At 45.1% G+C, this 19,373-nt stretch carries 13 protein-coding genes and 1 pseudogene; 3 read left to right on the top strand and 11 right to left on the bottom strand.

Annotation, left to right across the window (positions count from 1 at the left end; genetic code table 11):
- Positions 1-48 precede the first annotated feature (48 nt).
- The 6 genes from purH to mrcB all read right to left on the bottom strand — a co-directional run bounded on the left by purH (position 49) and on the right by mrcB (position 8,064).
- Complete coding sequence (purH, locus tag B3V51_RS00260) at positions 49-1,629, bottom strand: bifunctional phosphoribosylaminoimidazolecarboxamide formyltransferase/IMP cyclohydrolase (protein ID WP_212563697.1); 1,581 nt, start codon at positions 1,627-1,629, stop codon at positions 49-51.
- Between the two features lie 149 nt (positions 1,630-1,778).
- Positions 1,779-2,141 (bottom strand): DNA-binding transcriptional regulator Fis, encoded by a 363-nt coding sequence (gene fis / locus B3V51_RS00255; RefSeq protein ID WP_212563696.1) that lies wholly within the window; start codon positions 2,139-2,141, stop codon positions 1,779-1,781.
- A gap of 148 nt (positions 2,142-2,289) precedes the next feature.
- Positions 2,290-3,546 carry a DUF3426 domain-containing protein gene (locus B3V51_RS00250; RefSeq protein ID WP_212563695.1) on the bottom strand — a complete coding sequence of 419 codons (1,257 nt, stop codon included), beginning with the start codon at positions 3,544-3,546 and terminating at the stop codon, positions 2,290-2,292.
- A 159-nt stretch (positions 3,547-3,705) separates the two neighbouring features.
- Entirely contained in the window at positions 3,706-4,632 is a 927-nt protein-coding gene (prmA, locus tag B3V51_RS00245) for a 50S ribosomal protein L11 methyltransferase (RefSeq protein WP_212563694.1), read from the bottom strand.
- Positions 4,633-4,700: 68 nt separating this feature from the next.
- A complete protein-coding gene (locus tag B3V51_RS00240) occupies positions 4,701-5,513 on the bottom strand; it encodes a tetratricopeptide repeat protein (protein ID WP_212563693.1) in 813 nt (270 codons plus the stop codon).
- Between the two features lie 46 nt (positions 5,514-5,559).
- Positions 5,560-8,064 carry a penicillin-binding protein 1B gene (gene mrcB / locus B3V51_RS00235; protein WP_414706355.1) on the bottom strand — a complete coding sequence of 835 codons (2,505 nt, stop codon included), beginning with the start codon at positions 8,062-8,064 and terminating at the stop codon, positions 5,560-5,562.
- Between the two features lie 437 nt (positions 8,065-8,501).
- On the opposite strand from mrcB, the gene B3V51_RS00230 reads away from it, so the two are divergent.
- Positions 8,502-11,300 carry a heavy metal translocating P-type ATPase gene (locus B3V51_RS00230; RefSeq protein ID WP_286707755.1) on the top strand — a complete coding sequence of 933 codons (2,799 nt, stop codon included), beginning with the start codon at positions 8,502-8,504 and terminating at the stop codon, positions 11,298-11,300.
- A 100-nt stretch (positions 11,301-11,400) separates the two neighbouring features.
- Here B3V51_RS00230 and B3V51_RS00225 read toward each other — a convergent pair whose 3' ends face one another.
- Entirely contained in the window at positions 11,401-12,123 is a 723-nt protein-coding gene (locus B3V51_RS00225; protein WP_071003531.1) for a Bax inhibitor-1/YccA family protein, read from the bottom strand.
- A gap of 272 nt (positions 12,124-12,395) precedes the next feature.
- On the opposite strand from B3V51_RS00225, the gene B3V51_RS00220 reads away from it, so the two are divergent.
- Positions 12,396-13,400 carry an NAD(+) kinase gene (locus B3V51_RS00220; protein WP_071003532.1) on the top strand — a complete coding sequence of 335 codons (1,005 nt, stop codon included), beginning with the start codon at positions 12,396-12,398 and terminating at the stop codon, positions 13,398-13,400.
- Positions 13,401-13,483: 83 nt separating this feature from the next.
- Positions 13,484-13,795: a YeaC family protein gene (locus B3V51_RS00215; protein WP_284719237.1), complete on the top strand. Its 312-nt coding sequence runs from the start codon at positions 13,484-13,486 to the stop codon at positions 13,793-13,795.
- 81 nt (positions 13,796-13,876) lie between these two features.
- Here the strand turns inward: B3V51_RS00215 and B3V51_RS00210 are convergent, their stop codons facing one another.
- From B3V51_RS00210 to alaS, 4 genes and pseudogenes are all read right to left on the bottom strand, one after another.
- Complete coding sequence (locus B3V51_RS00210; protein WP_071003534.1) at positions 13,877-14,251, bottom strand: HopJ type III effector protein; 375 nt, start codon at positions 14,249-14,251, stop codon at positions 13,877-13,879.
- Between the two features lie 164 nt (positions 14,252-14,415).
- Positions 14,416-14,583, bottom strand: a pseudogene (gene csrA / locus B3V51_RS00205) (carbon storage regulator CsrA); the annotation flags it as partial.
- A gap of 411 nt (positions 14,584-14,994) precedes the next feature.
- Positions 14,995-16,281: an aspartate kinase gene (locus B3V51_RS00200; protein ID WP_058024167.1), complete on the bottom strand. Its 1,287-nt coding sequence runs from the start codon at positions 16,279-16,281 to the stop codon at positions 14,995-14,997.
- Between the two features lie 316 nt (positions 16,282-16,597).
- Entirely contained in the window at positions 16,598-19,270 is a 2,673-nt protein-coding gene (gene alaS / locus B3V51_RS00195) for an alanine--tRNA ligase (RefSeq protein WP_286707754.1), read from the bottom strand.
- Between the last annotated feature and the right edge of the window lie 103 nt (positions 19,271-19,373).

Below are 19,373 nucleotides of genomic sequence, written 5' to 3'. Positions count from 1 at the left end.
GAATGTTCAACACGCCCTAATACCAGTCTTAAACTAATAGATGATTGTTTAGTGGCGGAAATGACGCATGCCAGTGAATACCATCGCAATACCGTGCTCATTAGCGGCTGCAATGGTCTCATCATCACGCATAGAGCCACCTGGCTGGATAATAGCTGAGATACCTACTTCAGCAGCATTATCGATGCCATCACGGAATGGGAAGAAGGCATCTGAGGCCATAACGGCACCTTCAGTGGCCAGTCCAGCATGCTCTGCTTTGATAGCAGCGATACGGGCTGAGTTAACGCGGCTCATTTGACCTGCACCAACACCGATAGTACGTTGACCTTTCGCATAAACAATGGCATTCGATTTGACGTATTTTGCCACGTTCCAGCTGAACAACAGATCTGCCACTTGCGCTTCAGTTGGTTGAACGTCCGTCACGATTTTTAGATCGTTTGCCGTAATCAAACCAAGGTCTTGCTCTTGTACGAGTAGGCCGCCATTGACGCGTTTGTAATCAAGCTGACTATCACGCTGATCTGGTGCTGGTAGTTCACCACATACTAATACGCGTACGTTTTTCTTAGTAGCAGTCGCTTCAAGTACACCGTCTTCAATGCTGGGTGCAATGATGACTTCTACAAATTGATTATCGATAATGGCTTTTGCAGCAGCAAGCGTCAGTGGACGGTTGAAGGCGATAATGCCGCCAAAAGATGACTCAGGATCGGTGCTAAAAGCAGTGCGATAAGCAGCTACTTGCTCATTATCTACCGCGACACCGCAAGGATTGGCGTGCTTAACGATAACGCAAGCTGGTGCACTAAAGGCTTTAACACACTCAAGGGCTGCGTCAGTATCAGCAATATTATTGTATGATAGGGCCTTACCTTGCAGTTGCTTAGCCGTTGCAATAGAAGCTTGCTGGCTTTTTAAAGGATGATTTTCAGTGTAGAAAGCAGCGTTTTGATGTGGGTTTTCGCCATAGCGCAGATCTTGCGCTTTTTCTAGTTGTACATTAAATGTGCGTGGGAAGTTTTCTGGTTCCTGCGTCTCATTGACACGGCTGCCTAAGAAGTTGGCAATCATACCATCGTACTGCGCAGTATGCTCAAAGGCTTTAACTGCTAAATCATAGCGTAGAGCCGTTGTCAATTCAGTGCCACCATTTAAAGCAGTCAGTACGCGATCATAATCAGCAGGATCGGTCACGATGCCTACATGGGCATGATTTTTTGCTGCTGATCGTACCATGGTAGGGCCACCAATATCGATATTTTCGATAGCATCGTTCATCGTCACGTCAGCACGTGCGATCGTTTCAGCAAATGGATATAAATTCACAACAACCAAGTCAATACGCTCGATTGCGTGCTCATTCATCACAGCATCGTCCGTACCACGACGTCCCAAGATACCACCATGAATTTTAGGATGCAGGGTCTTAACACGGCCATCCATCATTTCAGGAAAGCCCGTATAGTCAGACACTTCCGTCACAGCGACATTATTTTCTGTAAGTAATCGATAGGTACCGCCAGTAGAGAGTAAGCCAAAACCTGCTTTAATAAGGCCTTGAGCAAACTCAACGATATTGGATTTATCAGAGACCGAGAGTAGGGCAAGTGGGGTTGTACTCATAAAAAATCTTCCATAAAAAAAGCCTGACGTAAACGTCTGGCAAGGTGATGATGGCAACAACGGTAGACTATATCGCGATAGATAAAGCCATGCACATTGAATTGCCATGCATGATGATTAGTAATAATGGGTGAGCACATATAACAGTGCTACATTAAGTCGTAAGTTTTGAGTTTTTTGCGTAAAGTGCCACGATTGAGGCCTAAGATTTGTGCACACTTAGTTTGATTGCCGCGAGTTTTTTCTAGAACCACTGACAATAGAGGCTCTTCGACTTGCTTTAAGATAAGCTCGTACAAGTCGGTAGGCATCTCATCACCTAGCATAGCGAAATACTGGCGAACGACGCGCTCAACATGTACACGCAAAGGCTGCTGTGCGCTACTCGCAGTACTTTCTAACGGGAACTCAACATCGTGAGCGACATGGTGATGATCTTCTTTATTATAGTCGGCAGGATGCTCAGAGCTCTTAGCAAAATGATGGGCATGATGCTGTGCATGAGGTGCCATAAGATAATATCCTTGAAATGAAAAAAGAGTCAAACCATAAGATGTCAGAATAATAGTATATCAAATTAATATCGTTTAGCGCTGACAGATTGACGGCTATCTTAAAGTCAGCGATATGTCAGGCTCATTCTATTGCTAAAAATAGCATTCAATAAAGTGGTGTCATCGTAATTTCGCGAATTTGTGCATTGTCAACAGGTATGGTAAATAGTAGTTGTCTGTTATTACTAGCAGCTAGCTGGCTTGGCTTACCCAATAAATAGTCGTTAGGCGCTGCTATAAACTCTCCAATGAGGTTGTCTGTCCCATAAACACTGACTTTTATATTTGGATAGAGCTGTGCTTTTGTGCTTTGGTTGTTCAATATCGCGCTGATATCGCTAAATGTACCTGTGGTTTTAATTTGACTTGGTCGATCACTTGGATTGGTAATAGTCAAAGCTGTCAGATCAGCGCTTGGTAAGCTACATGCCGCAATAGAGCATACCGTTTGGAGGCGCTGCGCATTGGCAGGGTTTTTGACTAACGTCTCTAGGTTAAACATAACATACTGCGCGGCAAGCAATAGTGCTAATACTAAGCATCCCAGTATCCAGAGAATAGAAGCAATTGAATGTGTTGTGGCTGTTGGCGCAAACTGTGCTTGTGCCTTGTTTGCACGTTCTGTCACAGAATTTTCTTCGTCCCTAAGAGGTACACCCATATCTATCAGTAGTTGTGATAAATCTGTGCTATCTACTGATTTGGCTTCGCGTTTATTCTGTTCCTCAAGAAGTGCTTCTAGCCATGAGTCATCAGCTGTGTCGTTGATGCTCGCATGAATGTCATTGGCAGCAGTTGAGCTCAGTACTTCTTGAGTCATTGAGGAATGTTCTGTTGTAGTATGCTCGGTAGGGGATGCTACAAATTGCTCTTGGCTTTTATTATTGGTTTTAGAAAGTGTGTTTGTCGCGTTGTCAGTCGCCGTCGCAGCATTGGTATCGCTCACTTGCGTCAACCAAGCATCCATGCTGTCTAGTGAGTCGTATTCTACAATGCTGTCTTCTGGCTCATCGATATCCATATCATCATAGATTAAGTCATCATGAATCAATATATCAGCTGAACGTTTTTTATGGAGTGAGGACTTTGCAGTATTTGATATATTAGATGCTTGATTACGACTATTGGTGGAGCTTTCAGGTCGATTACTCAGCTTGGATTGAGTCTCGTGATGTGCTGTAGCAGTATGTTGAGAGGAGGAGCTGTTGGAGGTATCAGGGGTTACGATAAGGTGTTGATTGACCGAAAAACTTTTTTGGCACTGAGTACAGTTAATAGTAGCATTGGCTTTATTTAGTTGATTCTGTTGCACTTTAAAGCAAGCTTGGCAATGAGGGCACTGGGTTTTCATTGGGGTGGTCATAGGGTCGAATCCAAAAAAGTATGGTTATCTATACCGCTTAGCCACTCACCAACAGCTACCATGCTTTTTGAAATTCTATAAATCATGAGCAACGACAGAGTGGCGCCAAACCTGTGACGTTTGACTGCCCTCTATCGTAACAGATGTAATTAAATGTTGCTAGCTAGTAAATGTACCAGATAAACGCTGCCAATGCTGGTCCTCTTGCGCGGTAAAGGCATGCTTTGGATCGAGTGCAAAATAGGGTCGATAAGCTTCCATGACTTGTTCAGTCTGTGACTCGATTAAACCGGCCAGTACGATTCGACCTTTTGGTGCAATCAGGGTTGAGAAATAAGGGGCCAAACTAATCAATGGTTTGGCCAAAATATTGGCGACAATCACTTCTACAGGCAAAACATCATGTTGTGAGCAGTAATCTGTGAACTCTTCAGGCAAGAACGCTTGCAGACGGTCACCGACATGATTACGCTCGGCATTTTGATTGGTTGCGAGTACAGCTTGTGGATCGATATCGACTGCATACACTTGGCGTGCACCTAATAATAGAGCGGCGATACCCAAGATGCCTGAGCCGCAGCCATAGTCGATGACCACTTTATCTGTCAGGTCTTGCTCTGTTAACCAGTCAAGACAAAGACGAGTCGTGGCATGATAGCCAGTACCGAAAGCTAAGCCTGGATCCATAATGATATTGGTCGCCTCTGGATTGGGCGGTGTGAGCCAGTCTGGCACAATCCACAAGTCATTAGCGCATTCGATAGGATGGTAGTTACTCATCCATTCGCGCTCCCAATCCTTGTCATCAACAGCCGTTAGCCAGATATGAGTAGCCTGTACTTGTGCGGCAATTTCATGACTCAGCTGCTCAACTGCTTGACGGCTACCATCATCAGTGGTGGCATCAAATAGCCCTGTCAGTATGACTTCATCCCATAGCGGTGACTCACCGGGAAGTGGTTCAAACAAAGGCTGATCACCTGCATCATCTAAGGCAATAGATAGTGCGCCAGCTTCTAATAAAAGCGCTTCAGCCAAATCGACGTTTGATTTTTCACATTGTAAATGCAGTTGTTGCCATGCCATAACGATAACCCTAAGCTAAAAAAAATAAATGTATGTTTTGGATAAATGATAACTGTAGTGAGCGGTTATTAGCGTAAAGCTCGTCTTGCTTCACTAACGATGCGTGAGTTACCTTGAGCTTGCCCTGATTGTAAAATGATTTGCCACAGCGCTCGTCTGCGACTGGCATTTTTAGAAACACTAAGGCCACGACGTGCCATCGCTTCTGCCTTACGAGGTTGGTTCTTTTTCAATGCCACTTGCGCCAGATAAAAATATACGGCAGACGATTTGGGTGCCAAGCGCTGTGCACGGGTAAAGCTATTTTCAGCATTCGTTAATTGTCCTGATTTCAGTTGATTAACGCCTACCTGCATCAAGTTACGAAATGCAGGCAAGTTACTGTTATTACTTGCTGATTGTTGAGAGCGTTGCTGTGAGTTTTTTCTTGCCTGCTCTAGTAGATCATTGTGTGACGGTGCTGAGGGCTCAGAGATGATATAGTCATTGCGCGATGGTATGGCAATACCCAGATTAGGCTCTGTCACCACTGGAGTAGGCGGCTCAAATACAGGCGTTTCTTGTGTCAATGGGTTCGGCGACTCGAGCTTTTCGGGTGGAGTATAAGGCTCAATAGGGTATTCGTTCTCATCATCTGCTTCAACGATGGGTGCCTGAGTCACAGTGGTGGTCGATGTCACTGGCGGCTGTGATGATGGGGTTGTTTGAATAGGTGTTGTTTTCATCGCAGCTGAGCTATCTGGCGCAGTCTGGCATGCGCTGAGACTTAGCATACTACAAACAATGCCACCTACAACTAGGGTATTCACTGACGCAAATTTTTTCTGCCGCCAAGACAATGTTTGTGTCACAGAGGCAGACTGCTGTAGAAATGAGACCATATTGAGACCTTTTTTAAATATCAGACGCTACATATTAAAAACAATGTTAAAACCATTCAATAGCACGGTCATACCATGTGTCAGCACGATTTTGACCTTCATTACTTTGTCCATTACTGTCTTCTGAATCACCAGCATCAACCGCTTCACCGTTTGGGATATCTAAACCTTCGCGACGACGTTGCTCATTGATCGCGCTCTGCTGATTTTGGAATTGAGATTGCTCGCGAGCACGGTCTTGTTGATACAAGCTAAGCGCGCAGCTACTGGCTTCCTCTGGTAAATGTGCTGACATGACAGGTAAGTAGCGAGCATTGGCACAACGTTCGTTAGACAGCTTGCCTGAGTTGTTCTCGAGCCACAACCATTCGATACCTTCTGGCTCTGGTAGCGCTACTGGAGTGAGTTTGAGGCGTTTCATATAATCGACCCAAACCGGTAGAGCACCAGTACCACCACTCAAGCCAATGGGCTTGTTGTCATCACGACCAACCCAAACAACACTGACGTAGTTGCCACTGTAGCCTGCAAACCAAGCATCACGGTAGTCGTTTGTCGTGCCCGTTTTGCCGGCGAGATTCAGATTGCTGCCAAGTGATTGAGCCCGTCTGGCGCTACCGTTTGACACCACTTGTTGTAGCGCATAGTTGGTCAAAAAGTTGGTCTCAGGTGGAATACTGCGCTGAGTATTGAGTCCGGTACGCTGCAAAATACGACCGCGATCATCAATAACCGTGCGAATACTATGAATAGGTGTGCGGAAACCGCCAGTCGCAAAGACTTGGTAAATACCTAACATGTCCATCGGGCTCAGATTGACAGACCCTAATAGCGCCGATGGGTATGCTGGTATTTCTTCTTTAACCCCCATGCGTTTTAGCTGTTTGGCAAAAGTATCAACCCCAAATTCCATACCTAAGCGTACCGCCGCTTGGTTATAAGATTGCGACAGTCCTGTGGTCAGTGGTACATAGCCATGATCACGGTTGTCATAATTCTTAGGACTCCAATCGGTACCATCATTCAGATTGACTGTGATAGGTGAGTCATCCACCGAGCTTGCTAAGTTATAACGACCACTCTCAAGCGCGGTCATATAAATGATTGGCTTCAATAAAGAGCCGACTTGACGCTTGGCATCGACGGCGCGGTTAAAGCCCGTGAACTCACTGCCACTACCAACGACAGAGACCAATTCGCCAGTCTCAGGATTGGCACTGACGAGCGCGCCTTGTAAGTCTTTAGTCTTGCTACCTCTACGGCGCAGCTCGCCCAGTTTTCTATCAACTGCCTTATCTGCTGCCAACTGAGCAATAGGGTCTAGGGTACTAATGATGATTAGACCTTCATTTTTGAGATCATCAGAGTAATAGACATCATTGAGCTCACGTTTGACGATGTCCAAGAAATCAGGGAACTGGCTCTTGCCCTCAGCAGGCTTGTCCACGATACCGAGCGGCTGTTTTAAGGCTTTGTCATAGTCCTCTTGACTTAGCGTGCCCATTGCGAACATGTTACCAAGCACCACGTCACGACGAGCTTTTGAATCATTTGGATTACGACGTGGGTTGTAAATACTTGGGCCTTTTGCCATACCAACTAGCATGGCTTGCTGATCTATACGCAGCTCGTTAAGTGGTTTATCAAAATAGAACTGTGAGGCCAAACCAAAACCATTGATAGAGCGATTGCCGTTTTGACCCAGATAAATTTCGTTCAAATAAGTCTGTAAAATTTCATCTTTACTATAATGCAGCTCAAGCAGTACCGCCATCAACGCCTCATTGGCTTTGCGTTTTAGGGTGCGATCAGAGTTGAGGTAAAAGTTTTTGATCAGCTGCTGGGTGATGGTCGAGCCACCTTGCCTAGCACCACCAGTAAAGTTATTGATTACGGCACGGGCGATACCGCGTATCGAGACGCCTTTATGCTCATAAAACGCGCGATCCTCGGTGGCAATCAATGCATCAATCAGTGGCTGAGGCACGTCATCTAAAGAGACAACCATTCGATCTTCGTTACTGTCTGGATAGATACCACCGATACTCACTGGCTCTAGACGAATGATGCCACTTTTGGCAGGTAAGGTGCTTTGAATAGAGTCAACTTTATTGCCAGCAAGGGTCATTTTGATGACTTGCTCAGCATCTATATCGCTTGAGCTATAGGTAAAGCCGCGCGTATGGATAAAATAAGTATTACCCGATCTATGATAAGTGCCAGTACGATCATAAGACTTGTTGCTTTGATAATTAAGCAACTCTAGCCACGTTTTCATCGTATCTCTATCGATATTGGCACCCTGATATAGCTCAAGTGGCTGTGAGTACACTTTAGCTGGAATGTCCCAGCGCTTGCCTTCAAACTTATGGGTAATGGTGCGATCAAGCTTGACCAAATACAGTGCAAATAGCACCATGCCAGCGATGATAGTAATTAAGAGAAGACTACTAAATACCAAGCCGCGCTGCTGTGAAGGTAAGGCATTCATAGCAGGCTTAGATGATGGTGATAGCTTGGTATTTGGTAACTTAAAATTGGATTTTTGCACGGATGTCGCACCATTTTTGGATAAAAAACTGCCTCATAATGACGCAAATTGACAAATTTTTCAATCTATCATCGTTAGCGAGGACATTCATTGGTATTAGACCATAAGCATTGGTACTGCCTAGGGTGATTGCTTGTAGTATAATCTCTACTAAAATACTGATACTTGTAATCAAGTATCAGCATCTTTCAATTGGGCTAATAAACGCCATGTAAGATAACAATCTATGATAAGTACCATGATGTATTTTGTATGAATCCGCCGTTGCTAGTTATTTGCTATTAGTCATTTGTTATCAATATTGTACTACTAACAATAGTGATATTCATGCGATGAAAAGTGGCTCTGTTGCACGACGTACAGTACAGTCAATCAGAGCAAGTTTGCCTTAAACGAATGCATTTTGAGCAAGCCTGTCAAAGGAAGTAAGCGCGACTATGTCTAGTATCCCATCATCAGTATCATCTGCTACCAATCATCCTTATAAAGACAACTCCATCACTGATGGCTTGGTGCTACCCCTTGCTGATCACTGCTTCCATTGCGGTGATCCAGTGCCCAAGCCGCCGTTTCATACTGAGATTCTAGGCAAGTCGCGTGAGATGTGTTGTATGGGCTGTCAGTTAGCAGCTCAGAGCATCGTAGAGGCTGGTCTTGAGCAATATTATCTTGACCGTTCGGAGATTAACCGTACAGCAAGCTTACCGACCCAGCTGACGCGTCTTGAGGTATATGATCATGACGAGATAAAGTCGCAGTTCGTATATGCGCAAGATGGGCTGTCGGTGGCGGAGCTGTCTGTTAATAATTTGCGCTGTGCGGCCTGTACATGGTTGATTGAGTCGCGTCTCGATGAGCTAGAAGGCATTAGTAAGTGTCAGGTGAATTTGACCAACCAGCGTATGCGGGTCATTTGGAATGAAGATAAGTTACCGATTAGCCGCATTTTAGCGGTCATCAATGAGATTGGCTATGATGCCAAGCCTTATCGGCAAGATACCCATGAAGCCATGCTGGCGCGTCATAACAACCAAATGCTATTGCGTCTTGGTATCGCGGCACTCGGTTCAATGCAGGCAATGATGTATGCCGTTGCGCTTTATTTTGGTGAATATAGCGACATGTTGATATTTCAGCGTGACTTTTTGCGTTGGGTGTCTTTATTTGTTAGTACGCCTGTTTTCTTTTATGCCGGTATTCCTTTCTTTACCTCCGCATGGTCAGCGATTCGTGCGCGCCAGGTCAATATGGATGTGCCTGTTAGCCTTGCTTTGATTATCACCTTCTTTGCCAGTTTATATGCCACCATTACTGGGCAAGGGGAGACATACTATGACTCCGTCAGTATGTTTATTTTCTTTTTGCTGGCAGGACGCTATATCGAACATAATGCCCGTCTAAAAGCTGCGACCATGGCCAATGATCTGGTCGTAGTAGAGCCAGTATTGGTACAAAAAGTGGCTGAAGACAAATCAGCAGCAGAGCGTATTTTACAACTGCTGAAAGAAAATGACTCTCAACAAGGTGACGCCATCGAAAATGAGGCAAAAAAGGCATCAGATGCGACGACAGAAATGATGCCTAACTTTATGAAGGGTGTTGATGCCAATGTTCATCAGCTCACATCGGGTATTGCTCAAGATTGGCAGCAGTCACGTCATCAACAAAATGCGTTATCACAGGTAGAGGAAAATATAGCATCAAAGCAGATGGTGACGGCTCATAGCTTGCAAGTGGGTGACATTATTTTGGTTGAAGCGGGTTCTGAGATTATCAGTGACGGTATTTTGTTAAGTCCTACTGCAACAGTCTCGCAAAGCCTACTGACAGGCGAAGGTGATTTAATCATTAAGTCCCAAGGCGATTATATTGTTGGCGGTGCGCAAAACGATAGCCAGCCGTTTGAGATGTTGGTGACGGCATTACCAAAAGACAGTCAAATAGGGCTGATTGATAGACTGATGAACCGCGCCATGAGCGAAAAGCCTAAACTTGCACAGCAAGCAGATAAACTGGCACGTTGGTTTGTGGCGCGTATCTTAGTGCTATCAGTTTTAGTGTTTGTTGGCTGGTACATTGTCGATCCAAGCCAAGCTATTTGGGCAACGGTGGCAGTATTGGTTGCCACTTGTCCTTGCGCCTTGTCATTGGCGACGCCAATTGCTTTGACTGTTTCAACCAATCGTCTGGCAAGCTATGGTTTTTTGACGACGCGCGGGCATACGCTGCAAACATTGGCTGAAATTACACATGTTGCTTTTGATAAAACAGGTACGCTTACTTATGGGAAGCCAAATTTATTAAATATTGAGATAATCGAGCCAGTAAACCAGACTGATTCTGATAACTCAGCATCAACAGCACAAAAAGATAAACTATTGGCAATCGCAGCTGCCCTAGAAGTAGGGAGTCGTCATCCCATTGCACACGCGCTACTTACCGCTGCCTATCAGTTACATCTGCCATCGACGCAGGCCATGCAGTATTATCCCGCAGGCGGGGTAGAAGCCATGATTGATGACATGGTATATCGCATTGGTCATGTGAATTTTGCGTTAGATAAAACCAGTGGCAGTGCCAATGAGGTCAATACGAGCAATGATTTGAACATTGACTTGGCGGCGCAGCGTGCCAGCTCCGCCGTTGTCTTATCGAGCCAGAAACCTGATACAAAGGAATGGCAAGCGCTGGCGTGCTTTTATTTTAATGACAAGGTACGTGATAGTACCCAATCGATGCTCGATACGCTCAAAGGTCTAGGCATTGAGTCTGTGATGTTGACGGGGGACCCAAGCCCGCAAGCGCTCGTGATGGCTGAGAGTTTAGGCATGCAGACCGCTTATAATGGCTTATCACCGACTGACAAGGTCAACCATATCCAGCAGTTACAATCTAAAGGCGCTGTCGTACTGATGGTGGGTGATGGCATCAATGATGCGCCAGTATTGGCAGCGGCAGATGTATCCACCTCAATTGCCGGTGCTGCAGATTTGGCACAAGTATCTAGCGACAGTATTATCTTAAATGGGAAAATTGAGGCCATCACTGCGGCCAAACGTATCTCTGATAAAACCGAACGTATTATTAAGCAAAACTTCCGCTGGGCCTTGGCTTATAATAGTATCGTGCTGATACCAGCGGCTTTAGGGTATGTACCACCATGGCTTGCTGCCATCGGCATGTCACTTAGCTCATTGTTTGTGGTGTTAAACGCGCTACGCCTAAAGCGGGCTTAGTTGAACTATAGCTCTCAAAGTTTGCCCATAAAAAAACCGCCTGCAACTATCAATAGCTAAGGCGATTTTTTTTATACAGATTTACTATCGAATTATTTGATTAGTCTTGTAGATAGCTGAGCAGACGCATAAATTCGATATACATCCAAACTAGCGTGGCAAGAATACCAATGCTGAACAACCATTCGTAGTCTTCTGAGATACCCATAGCAACACCGCGATCGATATTGTCAAAATCTAATAATAGCGTAAAAGAGGCAATAACAATCACAAACAAGCTAAAGCCGATAGCGATAGCACCACCTTCAAACAAGAATGGCAAGGTTGAGCCAAATACTAGAGACAGTACCCACTGTGCTACATAAACTAGCATGATAGCGATAACGGCTGAGGTCACGATAGAACGGAACTTTTCAGTAACTTTTACCAAACCTGAGCGATACAGTCCTAGCATGACTGCTGCTGTGACGAAGGTCGCACACATTGCCGTGACTGGGACGGTTGGATACATTCTCATGAAAAATAATGAGATACCGCCCAAAAAGATACCTTCTAGCAAGGCATAAGGCACCGCCAACGTCTTTGCTTTTTGTGGTTTAAAGGTAATAAAAAGAGCAAGAACAAACGCAGCAATCATGCTACCAAAGGCTGCCATGGTAATAAAACCTTGCGATAAACCTGCCATAAGCGCATAAAAGAAAAAGCCCACACCAGTAATAGCTGATAACCCAAGTAACAGGCTGGTCTTTTGAATAACGCCTTTGACCGTCATTGGATTACCGCCGATCGCAAGTTCTGCGCGACTGACAATAGGATTGGCCATACATAAGTCCTTAATAATAAAATATAAAAATAGAGATGCTGCTACTTTAGCAAAACCGCCGTTATTGTCAACTGTGTTTGCGTGACAGCCGTTACAGCTCAACCTAGTAGTCTCAAAACCCAAGCAGACAAGCAAGCATGAGTAAGGCATCTGATATATTTTATATGGGGCCAGTTACGACAGTTAACAACGATAATTCATAAACATGCTAGTCTAAGCGCGCATTTATCGCTATTATTACCCTGTACTTCACCGTTATACCGAGTCGTTTTATGGAAAACTCAGCGCAGTCAGCAAGATTGCCACACTTACACGAGTCAGAGCTGTTCCACGCTATCAAAAATCCTGCTTTTAGGCGTATTGGTTTGATGGGCCGTGCTGGTAAACGCAGCGTCACGCGAAGTCTGGTACAGATTGCTCAAACCATCAATGAGATGAACTTGACGTTGATCATGGATGTACAAACAGCCAACTTACCAACGCTTAACCTCACAGAAGTAGAAAGAGTCAAAATCGTTAAGCGTGGCTTGATTGGTGAGATTTGCGATTTGGTCATCGTTGTTGGTGGTGATGGGTCGATATTGCATGCTGCCGAAGCATTGGCACGCTACCGTGTCCCAGTATTAGGGGTTAACCGTGGTCGTTTGGGGTTTTTGGCAGATGTAAAGCCCAACGAAGCGGCTTTTAAATTACGCCAAGTATTGATGGGCGATTATCAGCTGGATCATCGGTTTTTATTGACGATGGAGATACGAGAAGGGCGTAAAATCATTCATGAAGACATGGCGCTGAACGACATCGTACTGCACGCTGGTAAATCGGTACATATGATCGATTTTCAGATGAAGATTGATGGACATGATGTTTACAGGCAGCATAGTGATGGCCTGATAGCAGCGACACCGACTGGTTCAACCGCTTATGCTCTATCTGGTGGTGGCCCCATCATTCATCCCAGTATGGATGCGATTTGTCTTGTGCCTATGCACCCACATACGTTGTCTAGTCGCCCGATTGTTGTCAGTGGTAATAGTGAGGTCTGTATTCGTATTCATGAAGACAATCGTACGCAGCCGATGGTCAGCGCAGATGGCAAACCAAGCGTACCGCTTGAGCAAGAACAGCGCTTATATATTCGTAAGCACCCTGATAAGCTCACTTTACTGCATCCGCCTGGATTTGACTTTTATGAAGCCTGTCGTACCAAGCTGCACTGGAACGTACATGCCGAAGAATTCAGTCTGGATGTCGATGATGATATTATAGATGATGAATGAGCGCATCTATTAGAGCATGTTTTCAAATCGTCCAATAGCCATCAAAAAATATGATGAAAAAATAGTAGTGGAGAGTAGGCAAGATGGATAAACAAACAATACTAGCCAGTCTAACACCGGAAGTGGTTGATAAATTCCGCATGGCGATTGAGTTAGGTAAGTGGCCTGATGGTCGCAAAATTACCGCTGAGCAGCGAGAAACTTGTATGCAAGCGGTGATGGTATGGGAGCACGAGCACCTACCTCCTAACGAGCGTATCGGTTATATCCACAAACCAGTAAAAGAGGACGGCGCTACCGTGGGCGCTGAGTGTGATGTCGAGCATGAGCATCATTATCCTAATATGCCGAACCCGAAAGGGGCGGTACAACCTGTGAAGTTTCGTAATAAGTAACGATAACCCGATGAGTCCCTAATAAAAAAGCCACGCTCATGAGCGTGGCTTTTTTATTAATAGTTACATACTAAGTAATACTTAGATCGCAGTTGTATCAACACTAGGACGAATGGTTAGCGGATTTTTTTGCATTAAAAATCCTTGCCAGCCCCAATGCAAAAAGTTGCGAATATTAGCATGGTCAGTACCGTTAGGCGTTGCTTGCACTTTGGCATAATGTTCGCCGAATAGTTTTAGCGTGTCCAGTTGATTCAAACCGTGATGCTTAGCGAATCCAAAAATCTTTGCACTACCTTCATTTTCGCCCGCTGCATTATGGACCATACCGTTGACAAACGGGGCAGGCGAATAGCGATAAAAATCATCGATAAAGCTGATAACATCATTGAATCCAATGGCTTTTTTATTCAAACCATTAAGTAGAGCCGATACATCTGATTGGCGGATACTCATAAATAAATGACCTCAGAGCAGTTTAAAAAATAAAAAATATAATGCTTATGTATGCTCATTAGTCGTTGAGCATTAAGTATTATAAATTAGCGATTGAAGTAGTCTTCGTCATCGAACGACGGCGAAAAATTGCCTTGCTCAAGATGTTGCATGTGCGACTGTACAGAGCGCTCATGCTGAATACGTTGATAAATCTCTTCGCGATGTACGGCAATATCTTTAGGTGCATTCACACCGATACGTACTTGATTGCCCTTGACGCCCAATACCGTCACACTGACTTCATCGCCGATCATTAGCGTTTCGCCCACACGGCGTGTCAAAATTAACATGCGTCACACTCCTTATGTCGCATCAACAGATTATTACTCATCAGATTACTTCTCAATTGCAGAACATCACCGCAGCACTCAGTAAGTAATATATCAATAATTACCATACTCGACATTGTGCAAACCACGGCAATGATAGGTAGATTCATTTAGCCCAAATGAAAGCCCATTATAGGTGGCATAACAGATACTGTCACGGTTTTTCACAAAACTATTGGGTAAATGCTCATTTCAACTATGCTAAAAAATAAAATAGGATCTAAAAAGATCCTATTTTATTTAAGTACTGTTTTTATTTGGAGGCTATTTGTTTAAACGAAATGCTATTTATTTACATACGATGCAAAGTTGTCAATAGCGGTTAATAGATAACCATCAATGCTAAAGCTGTATTTTAACAGTTTTTTGGCCTTATAGCCCAGCGATTTTGCTCTCGCCGTCTTCACGGTCAAGACCAAAGGCAGTGTGCAGTGATTTGACCGCTTTTTCTAAGTGTTGGTCTTGAATCAAAACAGACACTTTGATCTCGCTGGTCGATATCATTTGGATATTGATATTGTTCTCAGCCAATGTTTGGAACATGAGGCTGGCAACTCCTGCGTGTGAGCGCATACCAACACCAACTAGTGAGACTTTGACCACTTCGCTGTTGCCTGATATTTCTTTGGCACCAATCTCGTCTTTGACTTCTTCATTAAGCACTTTTAGCGTCTTGTCCAAGTCAGTACGATTGACCGTGAATGTAAAGTCAGTGGTACCATTATCCGAGAGGTTTTGGACAATCATATCGATTTCGATATTGGCACGACCAATTGGGCTTAAGATAGCAGAGGCGATACCAGGATGATCGGGTACACCGCGCACTAAGATTTTTGCTTCGTCTCGGTTGAATGCGATACCTGAGATGATTGCCTGTTCCATATTGTCTCCTTCGTCTATCGTAATTAGGGTGCCCACGTTGTTTTGAAACTCTTGGTCAAAGCTACCGTCAGTGTTTTCATCAAAGCTAGATAGGACGCGCAGTGGTACGCCGTATTTGCCAGCGAATTCTACTGAGCGAATCTGTAGGATTTTGGAGCCAAGACTTGCCATCTCAAGCATTTCTTCAAAGGTGATTTTTTCAAGCTTTTTGGCTTTTGAGGTTACGCGAGGGTCAGTGGTATAAACGCCATCGACATCAGTATAAATTTGACATTCATCAGCACCCAAAGCCGCTGCAATCGCAACGCCTGTCGTATCAGAACCGCCGCGACCCAATGTGGTTGCATTGCCTTCTTCATCAATACCTTGAAAGCCTGCCACAATGACGATATTGCCGGCATCTAGCTGCTCGCGTATGTTTTTATCATCGATGCTTTCGATACGGGCTTTATTATGGGCGTTATCGGTTTTGATCGCGACTTGACGACCAGTCATTGAACGCGCACCAATACCAAGCTCTTTTATCGCCATCGCGAGTAGCGAGATAGAAACCTGCTCACCGGTTGAGACCATCTGGTCGTATTCACGTGGGTCAGGGTTGTTACTGATTTGGCGTGCTAGATCAATCAAACGGTTGGTTTCGCCGCTCATGGCTGAGACCACGACCACGACTTGATGACCATTGTCATGCCAGCGTTTGACGCGTTTGGCGACGTTTTTGATGCGGTCGATACTGCCCATCGAGGTGCCGCCGTATTTCTGTACTATTAACGCCATAAAAATCTACCTATTATTCATTAATGACCTTTTATTCTCATGGATCAGTCTCAATGCGACACGTTTCCATGCGTGTATAGATAAAGCCAGATTGTAAGAGTTATGCCCTATATGTGTCATTCGTTTATTGGTACTGCATCAACTGTCATGAATGAGCAATATTGTCAAACGTTGACCTTTATACCATATCTACTGCATAACTTTAAGTATCAGTACCGCTTAGATGTATGGCGATTGGTTATAGTTGCTATAACCAATCACGTATCTTATACCCAGTAAACCAAAGTAAGGCGCTGAGTTACTGGGCTTTTTATGATTAGCTAAGCTGGTTTTCAATCCAAGCAGGCAGGGCATTGATGACCGCAGTACTGTTATCAGACTTTGGTGCGCCGCCCTGTGCGTAGTCAGGCTTACCGCCACCTTTACCACCAAGCTCACTGGCTAAATGACGAATGATATCACCCGCTTTGATTTTAGCAGTAACAGATTTTGCGACACTCGAGGCTAGTGCTAATTGGTCATCTTTATCACCAATCAATACAATCACACTATCAGGCAGTTTTGATTTGATATCATCCATCAGCGTACGGATGGATTTACCATCGATACCGTTTAAGGTGCTGAGAAGTACGGGCGTATCTGCAATAGTCTGCACATTATCGAGTAAGTTGGCTGCTTGAGCGCTGGCGATTTTTTGCTCTAAGCGCTCAAGCTGTTTTTCAAGCTCACGTTGCTTATCTGCCATGGTACGCACACGCTGGGCGACCTCAGGACGTTTGACCTTTAGCTGGCTTGCCAACTCGCTTAGTTGCTGCTCGCTTTGCTGAATGTTTTTGACCGCGTTCATGCCCGTGACGGCTTCAATACGGCGAATCCCCGCAGCGATACCTGACTCGCTGGTGATTTTTAGCATACCGATATCGCCAGTACGCTGTACATGTAAACCGCCGCAAAGCTCGATAGAGAAAGGCTTGCGCTGACCATCGACGATACGATCTGTACCCATGGTTAGTACGCGAACGTCAGTGCCGTACTTTTCGCCAAATAATGCCATCGCGCCTTGATTCATGGCTTCATCGATCGACATGTGTTCAATACGAGCAGGAGTGTTAGCTTGGATTTGCTCATTGACGAGACGCTCTACTCGCATGATTTCAGCAGCACTGACAGGCTTATCATAAGCAAAGTCAAAACGTAAGACGTCGCTTGAGACTAATGAGCCTTTCTGCGTGACTTCATCACCCAAGACTTCTCTTAGTGCTGCATGCAATAGGTGAGTGGCAGAGTGGTTTTTGGCACTGGCTGCACGAATGCTTGAAAGCACGTGGGCATCCGCCGTTTGCTTGGGTTTGATATCACCCATAGTCACCACACCATAATGAATGATGGCTTGACCAGATTTTTTGGTATCTTGTACTTCAAAGACACCTGATTCGGTGCGGATTTCACCAAGCTCACCCACTTGACCGCCGCCTTCAGCATAGAAAGGCGTACGATCCAATACCACAACGCCTTCTGTGCCTTCCGTTAAGCTATCTGCTGGGTTGCCATCTTGATAAAGCGCATCGATGGTCACGCCTTCTTCTTCAAGTTGCTCATAACCAACAAAGACGGTTGGCGTCTCGACTTGGATGACGCTGCTGTAATCGACATCGAACTTACCTGCATCACGAGCACGTTCGCGCTGTGCTTGCATGTGCTCATCAAACTCCGCTTCATCGATGACAATACCGCGCTCACGCGTGATATCCGCGGTCAAATCAACTGGGAAGCCATAGGTGTCGTAGAGTTTAAAGGCCGCTTCGCCAGATAGCGTATCGCCATCTTTTAGACCTTCAAGCTCGCTGGCAAGCAAACGCAGACCTTGTGCCAATGTTTTGGCAAACTGCGCTTCTTCTTTTTGAATCGCATTTTCGATCACGTTTTGTTTTTCTACTAGCTCTGGATAAGCACTGCCCATTTCAGCCACGAGCGGTGTGACCATTTTATAGAAAAACTCACTATCAGCACCAAGCTTGTTGCCATGACGTACCGCACGGCGAATGATACGGCGCAATACATAGCCACGACCTTCGTTGCTCGGTGTGACGCCATCAGCAATCAAAAAGGCCACAGCACGGATATGATCGGCAATGACTTTTAGTGAAGACTGCTGTTCATTGTCAATCTCTAAGATCTCAGCTGCCGCATCCATCAAATGGGTAAACAGATCGATCTCATAGTTACCATGGACGCCTTGCATGATGGCGCTAATACGCTCAAGCCCCATGCCAGTATCGACACTGGGCGCAGGTAGCGGCAATAGCGTGCCATCTTTTTGGCGATTGAACTGCATAAAGACGCAGTTCCAAATCTCGATGTAGCGATCGCCATCTTCTTCTGGCGTACCGGGCAAGCCGCCTTCGATCTCAGCGCCATGGTCATAAAACACTTCGGTGCAAGGGCCACAAGGACCGGTGTCGCCCATGGTCCAAAAATTGTCTGAGGCGTACGGTGCCCCTTTGTTATCACCGATACGAATGATGCGCTCACTTGGCAGACCAATGGTTTTGTGCCAAATATCAAAGGCTTCGTCATCAGTCTCATAAATGGTGACATACAGACGATCTTTATCAATCGCGAGCCACTGATCTGAGGTCAAAAACTCCCAGATATACTCGATACCTGCTTGCTTGAAGTAATCGCCAAACGAGAAGTTACCAAGCATCTCAAAAAACGTATGATGGCGGGCAGTGTAGCCAACATTGTCCAAGTCATTGTGCTTACCACCAGCGCGGACACATTTCTGCGAGGTCACAGCACGTGTATAGTCACGTGGCTCCATGCCCAAAAAGGTTTCTTTAAACTGATTCATACCGGCATTGGTGAATAACAATGTCGGATCATTATGCGGAATCAAGCTAGACGATGAAACTTGGGTGTGCTGCTTGCTTATAAAAAAATCGATAAAGGCTTGGCGAATATCGGCTGAGCGAAATGGCTGGCTCACAGCGGCTCCTTACTGACGGATAGAATTGAGTAAATGACATAAAATAATTTTGCAAGCGATTTTAGCACAAACGCCTAAGCTCTTGGTACAAGAGTTATAACTG

It is taken from the genome of Psychrobacter sp. UBA2514, assembly GCF_002341255.1.
Classification (GTDB): domain Bacteria; phylum Pseudomonadota; class Gammaproteobacteria; order Pseudomonadales; family Moraxellaceae; genus Psychrobacter; species Psychrobacter pacificensis.
The sequence above is the reverse complement of the archived record's forward strand: the minus strand, read 5'-3'. Positions and strand labels throughout refer to the sequence as shown.

Bases quoted from the DNA above. Each gene is read 5' to 3' on its own strand.
- purH (WP_212563697.1), bottom strand. From the start codon at position 1,629: ATGAGTACAACCCCACTTGCCCTACTCTCGGTCTCTGATAAATCCAAT.
- fis (WP_212563696.1), bottom strand. From the start codon at position 2,141: ATGGCACCTCATGCACAGCATCATGCCCATCATTTTGCTAAGAGCTCT.
- B3V51_RS00250 (WP_212563695.1), bottom strand. From the start codon at position 3,546: ATGACCACCCCAATGAAAACCCAGTGCCCTCATTGCCAAGCTTGCTTT.
- prmA (WP_212563694.1), bottom strand. From the start codon at position 4,632: ATGGCATGGCAACAACTGCATTTACAATGTGAAAAATCAAACGTCGAT.
- B3V51_RS00240 (WP_212563693.1), bottom strand. From the start codon at position 5,513: ATGGTCTCATTTCTACAGCAGTCTGCCTCTGTGACACAAACATTGTCT.
- B3V51_RS00230 (WP_286707755.1), top strand. From the start codon at position 8,502: ATGTCTAGTATCCCATCATCAGTATCATCTGCTACCAATCATCCTTAT.
- B3V51_RS00225 (WP_071003531.1), bottom strand. From the start codon at position 12,123: ATGGCCAATCCTATTGTCAGTCGCGCAGAACTTGCGATCGGCGGTAAT.
- B3V51_RS00220 (WP_071003532.1), top strand. From the start codon at position 12,396: ATGGAAAACTCAGCGCAGTCAGCAAGATTGCCACACTTACACGAGTCA.
- B3V51_RS00215 (WP_284719237.1), top strand. From the start codon at position 13,484: ATGGATAAACAAACAATACTAGCCAGTCTAACACCGGAAGTGGTTGAT.
- B3V51_RS00210 (WP_071003534.1), bottom strand. From the start codon at position 14,251: ATGAGTATCCGCCAATCAGATGTATCGGCTCTACTTAATGGTTTGAAT.
- B3V51_RS00200 (WP_058024167.1), bottom strand. From the start codon at position 16,281: ATGGCGTTAATAGTACAGAAATACGGCGGCACCTCGATGGGCAGTATC.